Source organism: Streptomyces sp. NPDC020983 (assembly GCF_044333485.1).
GTDB lineage: Bacteria > Actinomycetota > Actinomycetes > Streptomycetales > Streptomycetaceae > Actinacidiphila.
The window spans coordinates 98,052-116,227 of record NZ_JBIRRA010000006.1; the positions used below are offsets into that span (position 1 = coordinate 98,052).

Consider the following 18,176-nt stretch of genomic DNA (forward strand, 5'->3'; position numbering starts at 1 on the left):
CAATAGGTGCAGGTCAGCACTACTCCGCCGTCTCCCACGGGTCCGGCTCCCACAGCGGGTGGATCTCGATGCGCGTCGTGCGGCTGCGGTGCGCCTCACGGGTGCACACCACCCGGCGGATCAGCTTGTGCAGCAACCCGTTCCTCTCCTGCACGCTCAGCGCGCCCCACGCTGTTGCCAGGTCGCCGAGGATCCCCCGGTAGTCGTCCCGCTTCGGCACGATCGCAGCCTCGGCCGCGGTCGTGAGTGCCTCCTGTACGGCGGCCTGCTCGCGGCGGATACGGTCCCGGGCTGCCTCGTACTCGCCGGGCCCCCAGTCCTCTGGGTCGGCGGCTCGCTGCACCCGGAGTGTGGTGAGTGCGGCGGCGAGCCGGTCGTGCTCGGCTTGGAGCCGGTCCCGGTCTGCACGGGCCTGCGCGCGGGCGTCGTGCCCGACTGCCGGGCGTGGGGACTGCCGGGCGGTCTCGGCCTCGGATTGCGCGAGGACCCACGTCTGTACCTCGTCCTCTACTACTGCGCGTTGAATCCAGACGCCTACGGGGCACACGGTGGTGCCGGCGTGAGCGCGGGCGTCGCACATGTAGGCGTATCCGAGCACCTGCTGTCCGCGGCGGCGGGCGCTGGTGACGGTGGCCCCGCCGCGGCAGACGCCGCACCGCACGAGGCCGGTCAGGGTGTAGCTGGGGCTGCGGACGCGGGGCGCGAGGGCGCGGCGTCGCTGCCGGTACTCGGTGTACTGCTCCCACTCCTCCGGCGAGTTCAGGGCGTCGTGGGCGCCGTCGATGTGGATCCACCGCGAGCAGCGCCCGCCGGCGGCGGTGTAGTCGCAGCCGCATTCGGGGTCGTGGACGCGGAGCAGGCCGGCCGCGAATCCGCTGTCCATGTAGCGGCGGAGGCTGTCTGCCCGGTACAGCTCGCCGCGGCGGGTGCGGTAGCCGAGGCCGCTGACCCATGCGGCGAGGCTGGCGTATCCCTCGCCGGCCATGTGGCGGGGCAGGAGGGTGGCGATGCGCTCGGCGCCTCCGCCGGGCTCAGGCTCGTACCACTCCCGTTGGAGGATCCACTCCCCCGGGCGGTGTGGGTCGGGGATGCGGCGTGGGTGCCAGATGTAGCCGAGGCGGCGGCCGCCGGTAGCGGGGAGGCCGGCGGCGCGCCGGTAGGCGTGAGCGTCCTTCCACATCTCGCCAGCCCGGTCGGACTCGAATACGGCGAGGTTGAACATCATGTTGCGGCTGAACTTCCCGACCGCGGTGGATACGTCGATCTCTTCGGTGGCCGAGGCGAGCTGACCACCGGCATGTTCAAGCCGCGTGACGTTGAGCTTGATGCCGAGGTCATTGCGGCCGAAGCGGCTGTACTTCCACACAGCGATGCCGCGGGCCTCGCGTCGCTCCACGCGCTCGATGGCGCCCATCACGCGGCGTTTGAAGTTGCGGCCGGTCGCATCGAGGTCGGTCACCCAAGCGATGATGCGGCGACGGGTGTGGGTAGCCCATGACTCGATGGCGGCGCGTTGCAGCTCCGGGGAGATCTTCTCCTCTTTCCAGGTGCTGACCCGGATGTAGCCGATCCACGGCTCCCAGTCGTCGTCCGGGGTGTAGAGCGTCGGCCCGCGGTGGGCCGGCGGTGTGGTCACTGCTGTGTCCTCTCGGGGTTGTCGCTTTCCACGCGCGTAGAGGGCGTGGTGAGGATCCCTGCGGCGGCGTCCATGAGGCCCTGCCGGTATCCGGCGATGCGCTCTAGGGTGCGCTGCTGGTCGGTGAGGGCGGCGGTGCGGCGGGCGTGCGCGGCGAGGCCGGCCGGTACGGCGGTGAGGATGAGGGCGAGGCCGCCGATTACGGGGTGCAGGGTGTGCGTGACGTGCATGCCGATGCCGGTGGAGGTGAGGCCTCCGGCGGTGAGTGCGGCGGTGAGTCCGGTGAGTGTGCGGGTGCGCAAGGTGCCCTCCGTGCTGCGTGTCAGCCGGTCCGCTCTCTGTCGGACCGCTCGTGTTGGGCTGCGCGCGCCGCCTCTACGTTCGCGACGAACATCCTGACGGCTACGGGATCGACAATCCCGAGGTCGCGCGCGGCCTCTTCTGGGGTGATGGGTGGGCGGTCCATCGGTGGTGCCGCCTGGACGGCGGACAGTTCAGCGGCGGTGAGGATGCCTGCGCGCACAAGGACTTCGCCGAAGGGGAGGGCCAGCACATCGGCGATGCGGCGCAGGATCTCAGGGTCGGGGTTGAGTACCTCGCCCCTGAGCATGCGGCTGATGGTAGCGGCGCTGACGCCTGCGCGTTCGGCGAGGCGTCGTTGTCCGCCGCCGCGGGCGCTGAGGTCGTAATCGCGCTCGATCAGGCGGTCGTACAGCCACGCGGCGAAGGCGCCGGCGGTGGCGCGCCGCTGGTCGGCGGTCGGGCCGGAGCGCGTCGTCTGTTCCATGCAAGCAATGTACCGCGCATGGAACATCACCCCTAGTGCGCAACCGCGCCACTGCGTAATCCTGACACAGCCTCATTGTCACCCCCCGTGGCTGACCTGCGACGACGCGTCGAAGATGTTCCATCCTGCGCGGGTCGCAGATGTGTGTCAAGCGTGAAGGTGCGACACATCCGGGCGACGCGGAGGGTTGCATACGTTCCACATGTGGTACGTTTCTTTCGTGCAAGCAATGCTTGCAGGGAAGGAACGTACGCCATGTACGACAGAACCGTCCTGCGCTCCGCCGCCAAGGCCGCGGGCATCAAGAACTCGAACCAGCTCGCCACGAAGCTCGGACTCCCGCGCAACACCGCGTGGCGGCTGTGGCACGGCCACACCGAGCCCACCGCCCCTATCGCCGCTGCTGTCCATGCCGAGCTCGGCGTGCCCGTGGCTGCGCTGCTCGTGCCGGCTGAGGTGTCGGCGACGGCGGACGGGAGCGCGGCGTGACCGCCCCGGTGCCGCCGCGTGAGGAGTGCTGGGCGGGCGCGTTCGAGGTGCTGGAGCGGGCGTTGGGCCGTCTGGCCCGCGCCGAGGCGGAGGGCCGCCTGACGCCTGAGGAGGCCGTGGCGGTGGCGGCGATGCGCGCCAAGCACGGCACGCCTGCCGGGTGCTGGCCGATCGCGGCCTGATCTCACACATGACTGAGGGCCGCCGCGGATGCGCCCGCTGGCGGCCCCTGAACCCCTAGGAGGGGCTGATGAACTACAACGACCAGCCTATCAGTGCGGCCCGTGCGGCAGCGCTGTTGCGGCACCTGGTGCCGTCCGTGGCGCGGGTGGAGCTGCACCCGCAGTGGTCGGACGGCAGCGGTGAGACGGTGCGCCGGACGCGCGCCGTCCCGTACAACGCCGAGGGCGACATCATCGAGCTGCTGACGGTGGAGCGCCGGTACGTGGCTGGGCTGCTGCGGCGGCTGGACGGCGCCGCGGTGGATCTGGACCGGCCGCAGACGTTCGACGTGGCGGCGGGCACGCTCACGGCGACGTTCCCGGTGGTGTTGTCGCTGCCGGAGGCGCTGTTGTCCCCGGCCGCCGACGCGTACCGGGCGGCGCAGTTGGTGGCGCAGCGGCACGAGCTGGAGGACGACGCCGAGCCGCCGCTCGCGGTGGCCGTGCCGGACGCGGCGCGGGACTTCGCGCGGTCGGTGGCGGACGGGTTCGTGACGCTGGCGGACTGGCCGCCGCGCGGTGGTCACGACGTCGGGTGCGCGTACGTCGGCGGGGTTGGCCCGTGCTCGTGCGCGAGCGTCTGCGACCCGCAGCCCGCGCCCGCCCGGCCGGTGGCCGACGTGCCGGTGGTCGGTGAGGCCCTGTGAGCGCCGCCGAGGAGCGCCGGTACCCCGTGCTCGTCTCGACCACCAGCCACTACGTGGTGTGGGTCGAGGGCGACAACCTCGCCGACGCCGCCGCGCGCCTCGCGGGCGACTCGGAGTGGTATGAGGCGCTGGACGGTGAGCACCCGCGCGCCGCCGACTACGACATCGCGGCGCCCGACGACGCGTGGGACTGGCGCGGCGTCTACGAGACGCGCCAGGGCCCGGCCGACTACTGCGCCCACTGCGACCGCTACTCGCACGACGCGCGGCCCCTGTGGCACAGCGGCGACTGCCCGAAGGCGGTGTCGGCGTGAGCGCCCCGCTGAGCGAGCACCTGCGGTCCGCCATCGCTGCGGCCCTCACCCACTGCCAGCCCGCAACGGACGAGGACGTGCGGCGCGCCGTGAGCGACGCCCTGTCGGTGGGTGGCCACAGCCACACGCCGCTGATCCACGAGCGCCTGATGCGCGCCGAGCGCCACGTGCCCGCGATCGTGCGGCGCCTGCTGGACGCCGAGGCCCGTGTCGCCGAGCTGGAGGCGCCGGCCGCCAAGGTCGCCGAGTTCGTGGCCGAGCGCGCCGAGTACATCACGGCCATCCGCAACTGCCACCCCGACAACGCCCGCGACTACTACCGCTGGCAGGGGCACGCGGAGGCCCGGCGGCGTCTCGCGCGGGATCTCGGCCTGCCGGTCGCGTGGCCCGCCGAGGACGGTGAGTGCTGATGTGGCCGTTCCGCCGCCGCCCGGCCCCGCTGCCGCAGCTCCCCCACCCGCTGCACCCCGTCCTGGACGAGCTGGCCGAGGCGTTCGCCGCCTCGCCCGGCCCCGTCACCGCGCTGCTGCTGCACCACGCCGCCGCCGTCCTCGACCTGGATGCCGTGGTGATCGACCCGCACTCCGCCGACTACCTGATCTCGATGCGTGTGGCCGAGGCGGACGGGACGCGGGCCGCGCTGCTCGCCCTGTCCCCGGCCGCCGTCGCCCTGACCCGCACCCGCACCGCACTGGAGAACGACCGATGACCGTCATGCTCGCCGCCGAGCGCACCGCCACCCCCGCCGTGTACGCGCCGCCGCAGCGCGCCGGAGCCCTGTCCCTGTCGCACCTCACCGCCGAGGACGCGTGGCGCTTCTGCCAGTCCCTCGCGCAGTCGGCGCTCCTGCCGCGCGAGTACCGCGACAACCCCGGCAGCGTGCTGTGGGCCATGGAGTACGGGCGCGCCCTCGGGCTGGACGTGGTCACCACCATCACCACCATCCACGTCATCAACGGGAAGCCGTCGCAGTCCGCGGACCTGATGCTGTCCCGCGCCCGCGAGGCCGGGCACCGGGTGCGCGTGCAGATCGGCGACGGGCAGTGCACCGTCTCGATCTGGCGGCACGACGACGCCGAGTTCGAGAACCGGGTGACGTGGACGTATGCGGACGCCGAGCGGGCGAAGTTGCTGCCGGGCAAGGCGGACTCGAACTGGCAGAAGTACCCGCGGGCGATGCTGCGGGCGCGGGCGGTCGCGGAGTGCGTGCGGTCGGCGTGCCCGGAGGTGCTGCACGGCGCGATCTACACCCCGGAGGAGTTGGGGGCCGCCGTGGACCAGGACGGCATCCCGGTGGCCGAGCCGCAGTTGCAGCGGCAGGCGCCGGGGCAGGACCAGTGGGAGCAGGCGACGCCCGCCCCGTCCCGCCCGGAGAGCGCTCCCCCGGCCGGGTCGGTGCAGCAGACGCCGCCCGAGGTGGTCGCCGCGGGTACGGCGGACGTGCCGCCGGAGTCCCTGACGCCCGCCGGCCGCGACTACCTGCACGAGGCGATGGCCGCGCCGGACGCCGCAACGGTGCGGCTGATCTGGCAGGACGCGCGCGCCGAGGGTGCCCGGCCGGGGTACCTCGACCAGATCGCCGAGGTGGGCAAGGGGAAGGCGGCGGCCGAGGCGAACGCAACGCCGCACGTGCACCGGTTCGAGTACGCCGACGACGGCCAGTTCGGGCACAACGGTTCGTTCTGCGTGGTGGACGGGTGCGGGCTGGAGCAGCCGCAGGACGCCGCGCAGGCGCCCGCCGCCGAGCCGGCGGCCGCCACCCTGCCGGGCGCGCCCGCGTCGCCGCAGGACCGCCTCGGCGCCCTCGCGGTGCTGTACCAGGTCGGCGAGACCAAGGGACTGTCGGCGGACGAGACGCGCACCCTGCTCGCGCAGCACACCGGCAAGGCGCTGCCCGACGTGGGCGCCGAGGACATCGCAGCGTTCACCGCGGTCCTGCGCACCGCCGGGGGTGCCCGGTGACCGAGCAGCCCATGACCCCGATCGAGCAGCACCACTACGACACGATCACCGAGCGCATCGGCGTGAACCGTCTCAAGGCCGAGGCGGGCGAACGCGCCCAGCCCGCCGAGCCGGAGGCGCCCGCCGAGCAGCCCATGACGGTGGCCGAGGCCATCACCACCGAGGCCGTGCTGAAGACCCTGCTGGACGAGATCGACGCGCAGTACAAGGCGGCGCGGGCGGCAGTGCAGCAGGCGCTCGACACGCAGCAGCAGGAGACGGGCGGGACGAAGTTCGACGCGACGATCCCGGGCGTGGACGGGCCGGTGAAGGTCGGCACGGTGTCGCTCTCCAGCGGCTCGGCCGCCGCGCAGGTGACCGACGCCGACGCGTTCACCGAGTGGGTGCGGAAGGCGTACCCGACCGAGGTGAAGCCGAAGCTGTCGTTCGAGATCCAGCCGGCGTGGCGTACGGACCTGCTCGCCCGTGCCACTGCGGCGGGTGCGGCGGTGGACACGGCGACCGGGGAGGCCATCCCGGGCGTGGAGATGCGCGCGGCCCGCGCCCGCACCCACAGCGTGCGGTTCGGCAAGGACGGGCGCGCGGCGGTGGGCGAGGCGTGGCGGGCGGGACTGCTCGGCCGCGTCCTGCCCGCGCTCGCCCCGGCGCAGCCCGCGGAGATCCAGACGTGCGACGCGTGCGGGTCCGGCTACACGTACGGGCAGGCGTGCCAGACGTGCGCGTTCAAGGCGCGCATGGCGGCCGAGCCCGATGCCGCTGCGGGTGAGTGCGGTGCCCGGGAGCCCGAGCCCCGCAGCGGCACGCAGGCGTGCGTGCGCCCGGCCGGGCACGGCGGCAGCAGGCACCGCGACCACTGGGGCAACGAATGGCCGACCGCCCCGGCGGCCGACGACGCCACGGACGGCGGTGCGCAATGACCGTCTTCGTCACCTCCGGCGGTAACCGGTACCACGCCGACCGGGCGTGCTACGCCCTCGCCAACGGCCGTGCCACGCAGGCGTACCGGGCGGGCGAGGGACTGTACGGCGAGAGCTGGTACGGCGCGGGCAATCTGCCGGGCCTGTACCCGGTGGCGGCCGTTCCGATCGAGGCGCTGCCCCGCGCGCGGTACACCGCGTGCCGGGTGTGCGTGCCGCCCGCCCTCGCCCTGCCCGCCACCGGCGAGACGTACGGGCACGAGCCGATCGGCGGCCTGGTGACCGTCTGCCGCCGCTGCACCATCGACGTCGCCTACTGGCTTGGTGTCGGCGACGAAGACGACGGATGGGAGGTGCATCCGACGTCGGTCACGTGGCCGTGCACGTCGGCCGTCGTCCTCGGCCTGGTCATCGCCGACGCGGACCGCTGGAACGCCCGCTACCCGGTCGGTACGCCCGTCACGGCGTACCCGCTCACGCGCGCGGATGAGCCCCTGCGCACCCGCACCCGCACGCCCGCATGGCGCCTCGGCCACGGCGACAGCGTCGTGTCCGTGGACGGCTACGCGGGTGGCATCCACCTGACCCACGTGGACCCGCGGGGCGGTGCGTGATGGCCGAGCGCTGCCCCACCCCCGACAAGAAGCGATTCGCCACCGCCGAAGCCGCCCACGCCTACGCGCTCCAGCGCGAGCTGGCCCTCGACACCCTCCTGCACCCCTACGCCTGCACCTGCGGCTGGATCCACCTCACCAGCCTCCCGCAGGTGCCGCCGCGGGCCGAGGCCGACCCCGCCATCGTCAACGCCCTCCGCCACGCGTCGCACGACGTCTTCGCCGAGGCCGTGGAAGCCGACGCATCCGGCCGGGCCGACATGCCCGCCCGCATCGCGCTGCGCGCCCCTCGCATCCGCGGCCGGTGGATCACCACCCTCCGCGCCATCAACGCCCGGCTGGACCGCGAGATCACCGACCGGCCCGCCTCCCCCGCGTGGCGGCAGCGCGCCGAGGTGTTCCGCCACCACGTGCAGGCCCGGCTCGCCGAGGCCGAGCGGCTGCGGGACCGGGAGCGTGCCGCATGACCGCCCTCCTCGCGTCCCCCTGGGGCGCCCCCGCCTGCGGCTGCGCCTGCCTCGCCGCCGTCGCCACCGGCGTCTACCTCGGCGCCGTCTGGGACCGCGCCACCGCCCGCACCGCAGTCGCCCGTGCCTGGCTCAACCCGAACGGAGCACACCGCCGATGACCATACGCAGCATCAGCTACGGAGGTGGCGTCCAGTCCACCGCCCTGCTCGTCCTCGCCGCCCGCGGTGACATCGACTTCCAGTTGTTCCTCATGGCCAACGTCGGTGACGACAGCGAGAACCCGGGAACCCTTCGATACCTGGAGGAGTACGCCCGCCCCTACGCGGCCGACCACGGGATTGAGCTGGAGGTCCTCGACCGCATCAAGCGCGACGGCACCACCGAAACGCTGATGGGCCGCCTCACCAAGGAGGGGTCCAGGTCCCTGCCGATCCCTGTGCGCATGTCGAACGGGGCACCCGGCCAGCGTTCGTGCACCGCCGACTTCAAGATCAAGGTGATCGGCAAGGAGCTGAAGCGCCGTGGCGCCACAGTCGCCACCCCGGCCACGATCGGGATCGGCATCAGCGTCGATGAGATCGGCCGCGCCAACAACCGCCGCTGCGAGGCGCACGAGCGGATCGTGTACCCGCTGCTCGACCTCGGCCTGCGGCGAACCGACTGCGCCCGGATCATCCGGGAAGCGGGCCTGCCCGTACCGCCCAAGAGCAGCTGCTACTTCTGCCCGTTCCACCGGCCGGAGACCTGGCACGAGCAGCGCCGCAACGAGCCCGAGCTGTTCGAGAAGTCGTGCCAGCTGGAAGAGCTGCTGAACGAGCGGCGTGACGTCCTCGGTAAGGACCACGTCTACCTGACCCGCTTCAACAAGCCGTTGCGCGAGGCCATCCCGGATGGTGTCGACCTGCTGCCGCTCGTGGACGAGGACGAGGGGTGCGACTCCGGGTGGTGCATGACGTGACGGCCGCCGACCTGTGGGCGCTTGCCGACCGGCCGGCACCACCCGTCATCCCCGGGCAGACCGCCATTGAGGTGCCGGCCCGCTGCGCCTGCGCCCGGTCCTGGGGCCTCCACTCCCGCGGCTGCCAGCGCTGGACGCCCGGGCACGAACTGATCGCCCACCCCGAGCCGCTGTTCGACCTCCCGCCGGACGCCGGCCGCACCACCTGATCGCCCCGGGGCGGCGCTGGCCACCGAGCCCGCCGCCCCGGGAGCACCGCACCCGCACCACCAGATCGGAGAACCCCCCTTGAGCATCGAGGCCACCGTGTGGGCGCTCAAGTACGCCCCACCGATGCCGCCGCAACTGCTCGGCGTGCTGATCGGCCTCGCCGACCACGCCGACGCAGCCGGCCGCGGGGCCTACCCGTCCGTACCGACCCTCGCGAAGTACGCGTGCAAATCCGAACGGTCCGTGCAGCGTGACGTCAAGGCGCTCTGCGAGATCGGCCTCGTTCGCCCCGGGGATCAGCGGCTCGCCGAGCATCTGCCCGCCGACAAGCGGCCGGAGGTGTACGACCTCGCAACCGAGCGGGTCGTACCGGGCGGGCGCGCCGGCGACGAGCAGGCGCAGGCCGAACTGGCGGCGATGACCGCGGCGCGAGCGCGTGGCGGCCGCCGGTCCGAGCGGGGTGACGCTCACGTCACCGCGTACGGGGTGACACCTACGTCACCCGGTGACGCCCACGTCATCCCGCGGGGTGACGCCCACGTCGCGAGCGGGGTGACGCCCACGTCCGAGCGGGGTGACGCCCACGTCACCCAAACCACCCTTGAACCTCCCGTAGAACCTAAAGACTCTTCCGCACCTGCCGGCGCGGGATCGCTCGGCGGCGCGCTCATCTTCGACCTCGCCGGCAACGAGGTCACCACCCGGCCGGCAGCCGAAGACCTCACCGCCTTCGGTGACTTCTGGCTGCTGTACCCCAAGAAGCGCGACCGCGCCGCCGCCCTCAAGGCGTGGAAGGCCGCCGTCGCCGCCGGCGCCGACCCGGCGCGCATCACCGAAGGCGCCCGCCAGTACGCCAACGAGCGCGCCGGCCAAGACCCGAAGTACACGAAATACCCCGCCACCTGGCTCAACAAGGGCTGCTGGGACGACGAACCCGACCCGCAGCCCGCGCAACTCCGCGCCGTCGCCGGCGGCTTCCAGCCCTTCACCTGCCCGCCCGCCGACGCCTACGCCAACGACCAGGGATTCTGATGACCCACGAGCCCACCACCATCACCGGCCAGCGCCCCTCGATGCTCGGCCGCATCATGGCCGAACTCCGCGCCCGCGGCCTCGACACCATCGAGTCCGGCCCCACCGACCGCACCCTCACCCCCGACACCCCCGGCCACCCCGAATACCACCGCCGCCAGCGCGCCCGCGTCGCCCTCGACCGCTGGCAAACCGCCGCCCCCTACCGGTACCGCGACGCCACCGCCACCCACCCCCAGATCACCGCATGGGCCGACCGCGCCGCCGCCGACATCCGCGACGCCGGATTCCTCGTCCTCACCGGCCCGGTCGGCACCGGCAAGACCCACCAGGCGTACGGGGCGCTCCGCCACATCGCCGCCGCCGGCCCCGCCCGGTTCGAGATGCTGGCCACCACCGCCCCCGACATGTACGGGCTGCTGCGCCCCGGCGGATCCGAGAAGGGCAGCGAGCACGAGCTGCGGCGCCTGTGCCGTATGCCGCTGCTGCTGCTGGACGACCTCGGTACCGAGAAGCTCAGCGAGTGGACCGAGGAGGCCACGTACCGGCTGCTCAACGAGCGGTACAACGCCTGCCTGCCGCTGATCATCACCACCAACCTGCCCATCCGGAGCGACGGTGCGACCCGTGATCTCGTGACCCGCCTCGGTGAACGCCTCGCCTCCCGGCTCGCCCAAGCCGCCACGCTCGTCCACCTCGACGGGCCCGACGCCCGCCGGCAGCACCGGGGCACGGCGTGACGCCCCGCCTGCCGCCCCTCGCCGCCCGCGCCACCATGGCCGCCGCCATCGAGGACCGCCTCCGCGACGGCGTCAACGACCCCACCGTGCTCGCCCAAGCCGCCGCCAAGGCGCTCGCAGACGCCGGCTGGACCATCGCCCCCACCGTGGGCGCGACAGGCCGCCAGATGCCCGCACGGGACGCCGCGAGGAGCTCGGTCGAACGGGTCGCGTAGACCTTGCACGCGTGATACGTTTCTCGCCAGCAAGCAACGTACGAAGCTTGCAATGCCGAACCGAGCCCCTGACGTGGGCAGCAGCCCAGAGAGGAGCCCCGCATGGCGGGCGCCACGCTCATCACCATCGCCGGGAATCTCGTTGACGACGTGGAGCTTCGCTGGACTCCGGCCGGCCACGCCGTCGCGAAGTTCCGGGTCGCCTCCACCGAGCGCACGTACGACAAGCAGTCGCAGCAGTGGGCCGATGGGGACAGCCTGTTCATGACCTGCTCCGCGTGGCGCAGCCTCGGCGAGCACTGCGCCGAGTCCCTGCGCAGGGGCATGCGCGTCATCGTGACCGGCGCGCTCAAGCAGCGGTCCTACGAGGACCGCGAGGGCGTCAAGCGGACGGTCTACGAAATCGAGGCCGAGGACGTGGCGCCGTCGCTCAAGAACGCCACCGCCGTCGTCACCAAGACCACCGGCAGCAACAGCGGCCAGGGGCGCGACCAGCAGCCCGCGCAGCAGCAGGGCGCCGGCTGGGGCCAGCAGCCCGCCGCCGACCCGTGGGCGTCGCAGCAGGGCACGGGCTTCTAGTGGCTACCGCGTACGTCGAGATACCCGCCAGCACACGTGACGGGTTCGCAACCGTGCTGGTGGATGTTGAGACGTACGAGCGGCTGAACGGTCGCGCCGTCTCGGTTGGCAGCCACGGCTACGCCCAGATATGGGACAAGCCGCACATGAAGACCGTGCACCGGTGGCTCATGAACGTACAGCCCGGCGCCAACAACGGCGTGATCGTGGATCACATCAACCGGAACCGCCTGGACTGCCGGCGCAGCAATCTGCGGTTGACCACGCCCACCGGCAACAACCTGAACCGCACGCCCACACCGCGCGAGTTGCCGCTCGGCGTCTACCTGACTCGCAGCGGACGGTACGCGGCTCGGCTCAAGCGCCACCGGGTCAAGCACAACCTCGGCACCTACGACACCCCTGAGCAGGCCGCTTCGGCCGTTGAGGCCGCGCGCGTTCGGCTCGACGTCGACGCCTTCCTGCCTGCCGCCTGACCACCCATCCCTGATGCGCCAGGAGTCCAGCATGACCACGACGTTTGAGACCCCGCCGCCGTCGACTGCCACGCGCGGTGGACCGCGTACCCGCGCCATTGCCGCGCTCGCCGCCGACCTGACCGCCCACCCGGGCGAGTGGGCGCGGGTCGGCATGTACAGCACCGGCGACTCCGCCCGTACCACCGCGTCGCTGATCCGTACCGGGCGCCTCGCGGCGTTCCGGCCCGCCGGGGCGTTCGAGGCGGAGTCCCGCAGCACCCTCGGCGAGCACACGGTGTGGGCCCGGTTCGTGGGCGACACCCCGGCCGCCGCCGACACGCTGCCGGAGTGGCTGTACAACCGCTTCGGCCGGCACCTGCACGGCGGGGACTTCCTGCCGTGCAGGTGCAGGCGGAGCAGGCCGATCGGGACTACTGGGTGCACGAGGCCACCGCGGTCCGGCGCGCGGTCGTCCGTGGCGGGTTCAAGGCCCCGGCGGGCGGTGAGCAGGCGTGAGCGAGCCCGCCCCCGACTCGATCGCCGTCGCGTCGCTCAAGACGCACCGGCTGATCCTGACCGTGCCCAACGAGGGCCCGGTCGACATCGCCTCGAACATGCAGCCCGAGGCCGTGGCGAACCTGCTGCGGTACGTGGCCGACCGTTACGCGCCGCAGCCCGCCCCGGCGCCGGTGCTGTCGGACGGCGAGCGGTCGTACCTGCTGTTCGCGCTGGAGCTGGCCGAGGACGAGATGCGCGCCCGCGGCACCGAGTTCGGCGACGACGACCGCGCCGCGCTCGCATCCCTGCGGAAGCTCGCCGGAGGTCAGTCGTGAGCACCGCCGAGTCGATCGACACGACCGCCGACACCACGCAGCCGGACGACGCCCTGTCGCCGACGCTGCGGCGCCTGCGCGACGCCATCCTCGCCAGCCCCGCCCTGACGCCCGCCGAAGCGCTGGAGGACGCCCGCGAACTACTGGCCGATCACGCCCGTGAGCTGGCCGACGCGCAGGAGACCCGGACGCGGGAGATCGGCAACGACATGCGCAAGCGGGGCGACCGCTCCCGCGTCGCCTACTGCGGCGGCAGGGACACCGTGACCAAGGCGCTCCACCGGTACGCCGACAACCTCGACCAGACCGCGGACGGTGGGTCGTGACGACGCTCGCCGCCATGCGCCACGCCCTGGCCGCCCTCGGCCCCGCCGCCGACCACGCGGCAGCCGGATCCGCCGCCCTGGCCGCCGCCCTCCGCACCACCCCGGACCCCGACCCGTTCGTGCCCGAGCTGCCCCCCGCGACCGCCCACCACGGCCCCAACGCCGCCCGGCAGGTCGCCCGGGAGCTCGCCGCCGCCGGCCACCACTCCCACCTCCACGCCTACGGCGAGACCGTGTGCCTTACCGGCCAGTGCGGGCCCGCCCTCGACGCCCTCAGGGGGCTTCTGTGACCGCCACCAAAACCGCCCCGTACCTCGCACCCGCCGAGGAGCGCATCGTCGTCCTCATGGCGCAGGGCCACCGGTACGCCGCCATCGCCGCACAGCTGTACATCACCCCCGACACGGTCAAGTCCTACCGGCGGCGCGCCATGAAGCACGTCGGCGCCCGCACCACATCCGAGCTGATCGCGCTCGCCATCGGGTACCGGCTCATCCCCGCCGGGGTTGCCCTGCCCGCGCCGCCCACCCCGGCGGTGCCGAAGTGAGCCGCCCGCTGCTGTCCCCCGCACAGACCCGCGTCGTCACCCGCCTCGCCCACGGCGACACCTACCAGCAGGCCGCCGCCCGCCTCTGCATCAGCCCCGGCACCGTCAAGAACCACCGCGACGACGCCGCGCAGCGCCTCGGCGCCCGCAACACCACCCACCTGGTCGCCCTGGCCCTGGCACACCGCCTGGTGACCCTGGCCCCCACGCTGACGCCCCGGGAGCGCACCTCATGACGACCGCGACCGCGCCCACGCCCGCCACCACCAGCACCGGCTGCGACCTCGACCACATCTACTGCCCCTGCGACCCCGACACCGCCCTCTGCGGCACCGACATCACCGGCGCCACCTTCGTCGACGACGTGGACACGGCCTGCGTGGTGTGCCTCGACCTGGAGGAGACCGACGCGCCCTGCGCCCTCTGCGGGAGCCGCGCGTGACCGCCCTCGCCGACGCCCTGTTCGTGACGCTGGTCGCCCTGCTCGCCGCGGTGCCGACCGGGCACCTCGCCGCAGACAGCCGGGGCTGGTTCCCCGGCGGCGCCGACGACGACGAACCCGAGCCCGCACCACAGCCCGAGGAGGGCAAGTGACCGACCAGCCGCCCGCCAGTCCCTGCCGCCGCGACGACCAGCACGGCCCGCACGACTTCGAGGTGTGGGGCCGCGTCTTCCGCTGCCCCGGCGCCGAGCCCTCCCCCGCCGCCGACACGCAGCGGGACCGCACCCGGCTGCTGCACCTCCTCAGCCGCCTGCGGGACGGCCGCCTGCTCCCCGCCGAACGCGACCTGCTCGCCGACGCCGTGACGGCACTCGCCGACGCCGACGCCCGCCGGTTCGGCACGCACGACCTCGACATCTGCGCTGCCGACCTCCGCCGCGCCAACGAGCGCGCCGAGGCGGCCGAGGCCGCCATCACCCGCGTGCGGGCGCAGCGCGACTGGTGGAAGTGCGCCGCACACCAGGCCGTTGCCGGGCAGCGGACCGACCTGCCGGACGACGACAGCAGCACGCCGCCCCGGCCCGGCCAGCGCCTCACCGCCGACATGATCCGCAGCGCGCAGCCCGCCACCGAGGCGGAGCCCGCCGGGCCGGACTGGACCCGCTACCTGCGGCGCCCCTGCGGCGAAGTCGGCCCCCACCCCGCGCACCGGTATACGCGCTTCCCGTACGTCATCGACGCCGAGGCGTACGGCTGCCCCGGCACAGTCGGACCGGAGCCCCGCCCGCTGGTGATCAGCATCGAGCTGGACGACACCGCCCTCACCGCCGCCATCCGCCGCGCGTTCCGCACCCCCGGGAGCCCGTCGTGACCGACACCGCCGTGCAGCAGCTCCGCGACATCCGCGAGCAGTGGGGCGACCTCCTCACCGCCATCGCCCGCCCCCCGGCGCCCGAGTGGCCCCCGCGCGAACTCCGCCACAGCCTCGACGGTGACGACACCACCGAGTGGCCGCCCCGCCACGGTCGCGGGTACATCGACCCTGGCGACCCGGCCGACCGACCCCGCATCGGCCGGCTGCCCCTCGTCCTCCGCCAGCACCCCGCACCCGCCAACCTCGACGCCCTCGACGCCGCACTGTCGATCGAGGCCGACCTGTTCGACCTCGCCGACCGCATCGCCGCCGCCCACCAGAGCACCACCGTGGGCCGCGACGACCCCGACCGCTGGCACTACGCCGGACTCCGCCACCTCGACCGCCGCGCCCCCATCGCCACCGCCGGATCCCGCGCCCTCGGCCTGCACTGGGCCGCCTGCTGGATCGAGGACCGCCTCGACCAGACCGAGCCCACCGACCTCCACGGCGTCGTACGGGGCGTGCTACGCGACCACGCCGAGCGTGTCACCGCGCAGGCGCACACCACCCTCGCCCGCGCGTTGGGCCGCGACGGGCGTACCACGGTCCTCGCCGACCTGTGCCCGTGGTGCGGAGGCGAGCTGACGGCCCGTACCACGTCTGGCGACCCGATGGCGGCGACCATCACGTGCGGCAGCGGCCCGATGTGCACGGCGCCCGCACCGTACGACGACCGCGCCCGCCGCACGTGGCACGGCCGCGACCTCGTCCAGCTCTACGGCGCGCTGTCCGCTGCACGGTCCGCCGCCTGAGCCGGCGGCCGGTCGGGCAACTCAGCGCCCGGCCGGCCCGCGTACCACTCCATGTACGCGCGCAGGGCCGCGGAGCGGTCGGTGCCGGCGCGGCCGGTGGCCTGCTCGAACTCGTCCCACAGGTCCGTGGGGATGCCGCGCAGTCCGCGGACGGGGTGCTTGTGCTGGTTCGCCATGAAGAGATTCTGACAGGTGGTTGACCACCCGGCAAGCGTCTGTCATATTGGAGGTGGTCAACCACCCCGGAGCAGGGAGAACGAACATGAACGCCACCGCCACCTTCCGCGCCTGCTGGAACTGCCGTCAGGCCGCCACCCACACCCTGACCCGCGAGGGCTCCCTCAGCCTGGACGCGTGCGACAACTGCACCCGCCTCGACCGTGCCGAGGCCGAGTCGCGCGGCTGGACGATCACGCGACTCTCGGCGTTGCCCGCCGAGGTGGAGCGGGACGACGAGGAGGACGCCAGTGACGAGGACGGGCGCCACTACCCCTTCACCGTGCTGATCGGCCGCAGCGCGACCTACTTCAACGACCGCCCGAGCGCGGACACCTACGCCGCCCAGTACAGCAGCGCCGTCGTCGCGACGAATTGCGTGCTCGGCGACGCGCCGGACGTGCCGTGCCCCAACCCCATCATCGGCAGCCGCTACGCCACCGCCGGCCCGCTCGCCGCCTGCGCGTACCACCTCGGCCACTGACCCACCGCCGACCGGCCCGCACGGCGACGCAACCGCCGTGCGGGCCTCACCACGACCGGAGCACCAGCATGGCAGCGAACAGCATCCCACCCGACCGCAAGAACGTCCCCGTCCACCTCACCGCCGACTTCCGTGCCGACCTCGCCGTGCTCATGGCCAACGGCGCCCGCGCATCCGACGTCATCCGCGCCGCCGTCCACCACGCCGCCAACGCCTACCGCCGCGCCCACGACTACGGCGACGTACCCGAAGGCACCGACCCCGTCATCACCGGCTGCACCTACCGCGGCGAGGCCCGCCCACAGCCGCAGTTGCGCGCCGTTACCAATCCGTGATCTACTGGTGCCGCTTCCGGCGTGCCCGGAACCTGAACGGACGACCGCCTGTCGCACGAAGCTGCGACACCCGCCAAGGCGGCTCAAGACGGTCGCCACCGAACGCCCCGCAGGCCAACGCCGCGGGGCGTTCGCCATGCCCACCACCACCGTCAGGACACCACCATGGCCTTCATCGTCACCCACACCGGCGCCACCAGCATCCCGTACCAAAAGACCGTCACCGCCTCCTACTTCAAGGAGGACGGCTCCCTGACGATCTTCAAGGACGAGGACAACCAGGCCGTCTACGCCATCCAGACCAGCTCACTCGTCTCCATCGAACGCAGTTGAGCGCCCCCATCGGGGACCTGCTCGACAGTCTCGGCGTCACCGCCACCATCGACGAGGGCGAACTCGTGGCGTCCGCCGTCGTCCTGCTCCGCGTCATCCAACAGGACGGCGCCGAACGCCTGAGCCTCGTGCACAGCGACGGCCAAGGCTGGACCGAACGCCTCGGCATGCTGCACGCCGCCACCGCCGTAGAGACCCCGAGCACGCCCACGTAGGGGAGGTGAGCTCGTGTGCCGCGACCACTCGACGACACCAAGCGGGCCGCCATCCTCACCGACATCCGCGCCGGGAAGCTGTCCCGCAACGCCATCGCCCGCAAGCACGGCGTAGGCGCAGCCACCGTCACCAAGCTCGCCAAGACCACCGGCGATGCGACCACGTTCGACCGGTCGCAGACGCAAAAGGCGACGCGCGCCGTAGAAGCGGACAGCCGGGCCCGCCGCGCCGCCCTGGCCGCCGACCTCCTCGACGACGCCGCCCGCCTCCGCGCCCGCGCGTGGGAGGAGTACACCGTCGTCGTAGGCACCGCGCAAGGCGCCGAAACCGTCACCCTCGAACTACCCCCGCTCGGCGACGTCCGCAGCGCCTACACCGCGGTCGGCATCGTCGTCGACAAGCACCTCGCCCTCGACCGCCACGACCACAGCGGCGGCGCGGACGTGACCGACGCCGTGTCGATGCTCACCAACCTCGCCGCCGGCATCCGCCGCATCGCCGAGCAGGAGGCCGACAGCGGGGGGTAA

At 73.2% G+C, this 18,176-nt stretch carries 36 protein-coding genes; 32 read left to right on the forward strand and 4 right to left on the reverse strand.

All coding sequences use genetic code 11. The features are described 5' to 3' along the window. Window positions 1-19 precede the first annotated feature (19 nt). The 3 genes from ACH4SE_RS14740 to ACH4SE_RS14750 are packed head-to-tail and all read right to left on the reverse strand — an operon-like array spanning window position 20 to window position 2,423. Window positions 20-1,636: a recombinase family protein gene (locus ACH4SE_RS14740; protein ID WP_398543754.1), complete on the reverse strand. Its 1,617-nt coding sequence runs from the start codon at window positions 1,634-1,636 to the stop codon at window positions 20-22. Next, window positions 1,633-1,938 (reverse strand): hypothetical protein, encoded by a 306-nt coding sequence (locus tag ACH4SE_RS14745; RefSeq protein WP_398543755.1) that lies wholly within the window; start codon window positions 1,936-1,938, stop codon window positions 1,633-1,635. Before ACH4SE_RS14745 ends, ACH4SE_RS14740 begins: the two co-directional genes overlap by 4 nt. Window positions 1,939-1,958: 20 nt before the next feature. Continuing rightward, window positions 1,959-2,423, reverse strand: a complete 465-nt coding sequence (locus ACH4SE_RS14750) for a helix-turn-helix domain-containing protein (protein WP_398543756.1) — start codon at window positions 2,421-2,423, stop codon at window positions 1,959-1,961. Between the two features lie 255 nt (window positions 2,424-2,678). Here ACH4SE_RS14750 and ACH4SE_RS14755 point away from each other — a divergent pair, with 255 nt between their 5' ends. From ACH4SE_RS14755 to ACH4SE_RS14885, 27 genes are all read left to right on the forward strand, one after another. Further along, the gene (locus ACH4SE_RS14755; protein ID WP_398543757.1) at window positions 2,679-2,912 is read left to right on the forward strand and encodes a helix-turn-helix domain-containing protein; all 234 of its coding nucleotides are present in this window, start codon (window positions 2,679-2,681) and stop codon (window positions 2,910-2,912) included. Further along, a complete protein-coding gene (locus ACH4SE_RS14760) occupies window positions 2,909-3,094 on the forward strand; it encodes a hypothetical protein (protein ID WP_398543758.1) in 186 nt (61 codons plus the stop codon). The genes ACH4SE_RS14755 and ACH4SE_RS14760 overlap by 4 nt, the downstream gene beginning before the upstream one ends. A 68-nt stretch (window positions 3,095-3,162) precedes the next feature. Beyond that, window positions 3,163-3,780 (forward strand): hypothetical protein, encoded by a 618-nt coding sequence (locus ACH4SE_RS14765; protein WP_398543759.1) that lies wholly within the window; start codon window positions 3,163-3,165, stop codon window positions 3,778-3,780. Continuing rightward, window positions 3,777-4,094, forward strand: a complete 318-nt coding sequence (locus ACH4SE_RS14770) for a hypothetical protein (RefSeq protein ID WP_398543760.1) — start codon at window positions 3,777-3,779, stop codon at window positions 4,092-4,094. Before ACH4SE_RS14765 ends, ACH4SE_RS14770 begins: the two co-directional genes overlap by 4 nt. Next, window positions 4,091-4,504 carry a hypothetical protein gene (locus tag ACH4SE_RS14775; protein WP_398543761.1) on the forward strand — a complete coding sequence of 138 codons (414 nt, stop codon included), beginning with the start codon at window positions 4,091-4,093 and terminating at the stop codon, window positions 4,502-4,504. The genes ACH4SE_RS14770 and ACH4SE_RS14775 overlap by 4 nt, the downstream gene beginning before the upstream one ends. Continuing rightward, window positions 4,498-4,803: a hypothetical protein gene (locus tag ACH4SE_RS14780; RefSeq protein WP_398543762.1), complete on the forward strand. Its 306-nt coding sequence runs from the start codon at window positions 4,498-4,500 to the stop codon at window positions 4,801-4,803. Before ACH4SE_RS14775 ends, ACH4SE_RS14780 begins: the two co-directional genes overlap by 7 nt. Then, entirely contained in the window at window positions 4,800-6,056 is a 1,257-nt protein-coding gene (locus ACH4SE_RS14785) for a recombinase RecT (RefSeq protein ID WP_398543763.1), read from the forward strand. The genes ACH4SE_RS14780 and ACH4SE_RS14785 overlap by 4 nt, the downstream gene beginning before the upstream one ends. Then, the gene (locus ACH4SE_RS14790) at window positions 6,053-6,973 is read left to right on the forward strand and encodes a hypothetical protein (RefSeq protein ID WP_398543764.1); all 921 of its coding nucleotides are present in this window, start codon (window positions 6,053-6,055) and stop codon (window positions 6,971-6,973) included. The genes ACH4SE_RS14785 and ACH4SE_RS14790 overlap by 4 nt, the downstream gene beginning before the upstream one ends. Further along, window positions 6,970-7,587: a hypothetical protein gene (locus ACH4SE_RS14795; RefSeq protein WP_398543765.1), complete on the forward strand. Its 618-nt coding sequence runs from the start codon at window positions 6,970-6,972 to the stop codon at window positions 7,585-7,587. The genes ACH4SE_RS14790 and ACH4SE_RS14795 overlap by 4 nt, the downstream gene beginning before the upstream one ends. Further along, a complete protein-coding gene (locus ACH4SE_RS14800) occupies window positions 7,587-8,054 on the forward strand; it encodes a hypothetical protein (RefSeq protein ID WP_398543766.1) in 468 nt (155 codons plus the stop codon). Before ACH4SE_RS14795 ends, ACH4SE_RS14800 begins: the two co-directional genes overlap by 1 nt. Continuing rightward, on the forward strand, window positions 8,051-8,215 hold the full coding sequence (locus ACH4SE_RS14805; protein WP_398543767.1) for a hypothetical protein: 165 nt from the start codon (window positions 8,051-8,053) through the stop codon (window positions 8,213-8,215). The genes ACH4SE_RS14800 and ACH4SE_RS14805 overlap by 4 nt, the downstream gene beginning before the upstream one ends. Then, window positions 8,212-9,015 carry a phosphoadenosine phosphosulfate reductase gene (locus ACH4SE_RS14810; RefSeq protein ID WP_398543768.1) on the forward strand — a complete coding sequence of 268 codons (804 nt, stop codon included), beginning with the start codon at window positions 8,212-8,214 and terminating at the stop codon, window positions 9,013-9,015. The genes ACH4SE_RS14805 and ACH4SE_RS14810 overlap by 4 nt, the downstream gene beginning before the upstream one ends. Continuing rightward, a complete protein-coding gene (locus ACH4SE_RS14815; protein ID WP_398543769.1) occupies window positions 9,012-9,224 on the forward strand; it encodes a hypothetical protein in 213 nt (70 codons plus the stop codon). The genes ACH4SE_RS14810 and ACH4SE_RS14815 overlap by 4 nt, the downstream gene beginning before the upstream one ends. A gap of 79 nt (window positions 9,225-9,303) precedes the next feature. Further along, window positions 9,304-10,257 (forward strand): helix-turn-helix domain-containing protein, encoded by a 954-nt coding sequence (locus tag ACH4SE_RS14820; RefSeq protein WP_398543770.1) that lies wholly within the window; start codon window positions 9,304-9,306, stop codon window positions 10,255-10,257. Continuing rightward, window positions 10,257-10,997, forward strand: a complete 741-nt coding sequence (locus ACH4SE_RS14825) for an ATP-binding protein (RefSeq protein ID WP_398543771.1) — start codon at window positions 10,257-10,259, stop codon at window positions 10,995-10,997. The genes ACH4SE_RS14820 and ACH4SE_RS14825 overlap by 1 nt, the downstream gene beginning before the upstream one ends. Further along, window positions 10,994-11,212, forward strand: a complete 219-nt coding sequence (locus ACH4SE_RS14830; protein WP_398543772.1) for a hypothetical protein — start codon at window positions 10,994-10,996, stop codon at window positions 11,210-11,212. The genes ACH4SE_RS14825 and ACH4SE_RS14830 overlap by 4 nt, the downstream gene beginning before the upstream one ends. 102 nt (window positions 11,213-11,314) lie before the next feature. Beyond that, window positions 11,315-11,791, forward strand: a complete 477-nt coding sequence (locus ACH4SE_RS14835) for a single-stranded DNA-binding protein (RefSeq protein ID WP_398543773.1) — start codon at window positions 11,315-11,317, stop codon at window positions 11,789-11,791. 53 nt (window positions 11,792-11,844) lie between these two features. Continuing rightward, on the forward strand, window positions 11,845-12,267 hold the full coding sequence (locus tag ACH4SE_RS14840) for an HNH endonuclease (protein WP_398543774.1): 423 nt from the start codon (window positions 11,845-11,847) through the stop codon (window positions 12,265-12,267). Window positions 12,268-12,761: 494 nt separating this feature from the next. Beyond that, window positions 12,762-13,082: a hypothetical protein gene (locus ACH4SE_RS14845; RefSeq protein ID WP_398543775.1), complete on the forward strand. Its 321-nt coding sequence runs from the start codon at window positions 12,762-12,764 to the stop codon at window positions 13,080-13,082. After that, complete coding sequence (locus tag ACH4SE_RS14850; protein WP_398543776.1) at window positions 13,079-13,408, forward strand: hypothetical protein; 330 nt, start codon at window positions 13,079-13,081, stop codon at window positions 13,406-13,408. Before ACH4SE_RS14845 ends, ACH4SE_RS14850 begins: the two co-directional genes overlap by 4 nt. Continuing rightward, window positions 13,405-13,698 (forward strand): hypothetical protein, encoded by a 294-nt coding sequence (locus ACH4SE_RS14855; RefSeq protein ID WP_398543777.1) that lies wholly within the window; start codon window positions 13,405-13,407, stop codon window positions 13,696-13,698. Before ACH4SE_RS14850 ends, ACH4SE_RS14855 begins: the two co-directional genes overlap by 4 nt. After that, window positions 13,695-13,955, forward strand: coding sequence for a response regulator transcription factor (locus tag ACH4SE_RS14860; protein WP_398543778.1), 261 nt, complete (start codon window positions 13,695-13,697; stop codon window positions 13,953-13,955). The genes ACH4SE_RS14855 and ACH4SE_RS14860 overlap by 4 nt, the downstream gene beginning before the upstream one ends. Beyond that, window positions 13,952-14,191: a response regulator transcription factor gene (locus tag ACH4SE_RS14865; RefSeq protein ID WP_398543779.1), complete on the forward strand. Its 240-nt coding sequence runs from the start codon at window positions 13,952-13,954 to the stop codon at window positions 14,189-14,191. The genes ACH4SE_RS14860 and ACH4SE_RS14865 overlap by 4 nt, the downstream gene beginning before the upstream one ends. Next, window positions 14,188-14,397 (forward strand): hypothetical protein, encoded by a 210-nt coding sequence (locus ACH4SE_RS14870; protein ID WP_398543780.1) that lies wholly within the window; start codon window positions 14,188-14,190, stop codon window positions 14,395-14,397. The genes ACH4SE_RS14865 and ACH4SE_RS14870 overlap by 4 nt, the downstream gene beginning before the upstream one ends. After that, complete coding sequence (locus ACH4SE_RS14875; RefSeq protein ID WP_398543781.1) at window positions 14,394-14,549, forward strand: hypothetical protein; 156 nt, start codon at window positions 14,394-14,396, stop codon at window positions 14,547-14,549. Before ACH4SE_RS14870 ends, ACH4SE_RS14875 begins: the two co-directional genes overlap by 4 nt. Then, window positions 14,546-15,268: a hypothetical protein gene (locus ACH4SE_RS14880; RefSeq protein ID WP_398543782.1), complete on the forward strand. Its 723-nt coding sequence runs from the start codon at window positions 14,546-14,548 to the stop codon at window positions 15,266-15,268. Before ACH4SE_RS14875 ends, ACH4SE_RS14880 begins: the two co-directional genes overlap by 4 nt. Beyond that, window positions 15,265-16,065, forward strand: coding sequence for a hypothetical protein (locus ACH4SE_RS14885; RefSeq protein ID WP_398543783.1), 801 nt, complete (start codon window positions 15,265-15,267; stop codon window positions 16,063-16,065). The genes ACH4SE_RS14880 and ACH4SE_RS14885 overlap by 4 nt, the downstream gene beginning before the upstream one ends. Here the strand turns inward: ACH4SE_RS14885 and ACH4SE_RS14890 are convergent. Continuing rightward, window positions 16,029-16,241: a hypothetical protein gene (locus tag ACH4SE_RS14890; RefSeq protein WP_398543784.1), complete on the reverse strand. Its 213-nt coding sequence runs from the start codon at window positions 16,239-16,241 to the stop codon at window positions 16,029-16,031. The genes ACH4SE_RS14885 and ACH4SE_RS14890 overlap by 37 nt on opposite strands. A gap of 86 nt (window positions 16,242-16,327) precedes the next feature. Here ACH4SE_RS14890 and ACH4SE_RS14895 point away from each other — a divergent pair, with 86 nt between their 5' ends. The 5 genes from ACH4SE_RS14895 (at window position 16,328) to ACH4SE_RS14915 (ending at window position 18,176) form a co-directional block, all read left to right on the forward strand. Further along, entirely contained in the window at window positions 16,328-16,765 is a 438-nt protein-coding gene (locus tag ACH4SE_RS14895) for a hypothetical protein (protein ID WP_398543785.1), read from the forward strand. 68 nt (window positions 16,766-16,833) lie between these two features. Then, a complete protein-coding gene (locus tag ACH4SE_RS14900; RefSeq protein ID WP_398543786.1) occupies window positions 16,834-17,100 on the forward strand; it encodes a hypothetical protein in 267 nt (88 codons plus the stop codon). A gap of 165 nt (window positions 17,101-17,265) precedes the next feature. Beyond that, a complete protein-coding gene (locus tag ACH4SE_RS14905) occupies window positions 17,266-17,433 on the forward strand; it encodes a hypothetical protein (RefSeq protein WP_398543787.1) in 168 nt (55 codons plus the stop codon). Then, a complete protein-coding gene (locus tag ACH4SE_RS14910) occupies window positions 17,430-17,648 on the forward strand; it encodes a hypothetical protein (RefSeq protein WP_398543788.1) in 219 nt (72 codons plus the stop codon). The genes ACH4SE_RS14905 and ACH4SE_RS14910 overlap by 4 nt, the downstream gene beginning before the upstream one ends. 15 nt (window positions 17,649-17,663) lie before the next feature. Further along, entirely contained in the window at window positions 17,664-18,176 is a 513-nt protein-coding gene (locus ACH4SE_RS14915; protein ID WP_398543789.1) for a hypothetical protein, read from the forward strand.

What these genes read in the sequence shown, in the direction of transcription:
- ACH4SE_RS14765 (WP_398543759.1), top strand. Translation starts at nt 3,163, where the DNA reads ATGAACTACAACGACCAGCCTATCAGTGCGGCCCGTGCGGCAGCGCTG.
- ACH4SE_RS14810 (WP_398543768.1), top strand. Translation starts at nt 8,212, where the DNA reads ATGACCATACGCAGCATCAGCTACGGAGGTGGCGTCCAGTCCACCGCC.
- ACH4SE_RS14870 (WP_398543780.1), top strand. Translation starts at nt 14,188, where the DNA reads ATGACGACCGCGACCGCGCCCACGCCCGCCACCACCAGCACCGGCTGC.
- ACH4SE_RS14900 (WP_398543786.1), top strand. Translation starts at nt 16,834, where the DNA reads ATGGCAGCGAACAGCATCCCACCCGACCGCAAGAACGTCCCCGTCCAC.
- ACH4SE_RS14895 (WP_398543785.1), top strand. Translation starts at nt 16,328, where the DNA reads ATGAACGCCACCGCCACCTTCCGCGCCTGCTGGAACTGCCGTCAGGCC.
- ACH4SE_RS14905 (WP_398543787.1), top strand. Translation starts at nt 17,266, where the DNA reads ATGGCCTTCATCGTCACCCACACCGGCGCCACCAGCATCCCGTACCAA.
- ACH4SE_RS14890 (WP_398543784.1), bottom strand. Translation starts at nt 16,241, where the DNA reads ATGGCGAACCAGCACAAGCACCCCGTCCGCGGACTGCGCGGCATCCCC.
- ACH4SE_RS14825 (WP_398543771.1), top strand. Translation starts at nt 10,257, where the DNA reads ATGACCCACGAGCCCACCACCATCACCGGCCAGCGCCCCTCGATGCTC.
- ACH4SE_RS14785 (WP_398543763.1), top strand. Translation starts at nt 4,800, where the DNA reads ATGACCGTCATGCTCGCCGCCGAGCGCACCGCCACCCCCGCCGTGTAC.
- ACH4SE_RS14835 (WP_398543773.1), top strand. Translation starts at nt 11,315, where the DNA reads ATGGCGGGCGCCACGCTCATCACCATCGCCGGGAATCTCGTTGACGAC.
- ACH4SE_RS14755 (WP_398543757.1), top strand. Translation starts at nt 2,679, where the DNA reads ATGTACGACAGAACCGTCCTGCGCTCCGCCGCCAAGGCCGCGGGCATC.
- ACH4SE_RS14750 (WP_398543756.1), bottom strand. Translation starts at nt 2,423, where the DNA reads ATGGAACAGACGACGCGCTCCGGCCCGACCGCCGACCAGCGGCGCGCC.
- ACH4SE_RS14795 (WP_398543765.1), top strand. Translation starts at nt 6,970, where the DNA reads ATGACCGTCTTCGTCACCTCCGGCGGTAACCGGTACCACGCCGACCGG.
- ACH4SE_RS14800 (WP_398543766.1), top strand. Translation starts at nt 7,587, where the DNA reads ATGGCCGAGCGCTGCCCCACCCCCGACAAGAAGCGATTCGCCACCGCC.
- ACH4SE_RS14805 (WP_398543767.1), top strand. Translation starts at nt 8,051, where the DNA reads ATGACCGCCCTCCTCGCGTCCCCCTGGGGCGCCCCCGCCTGCGGCTGC.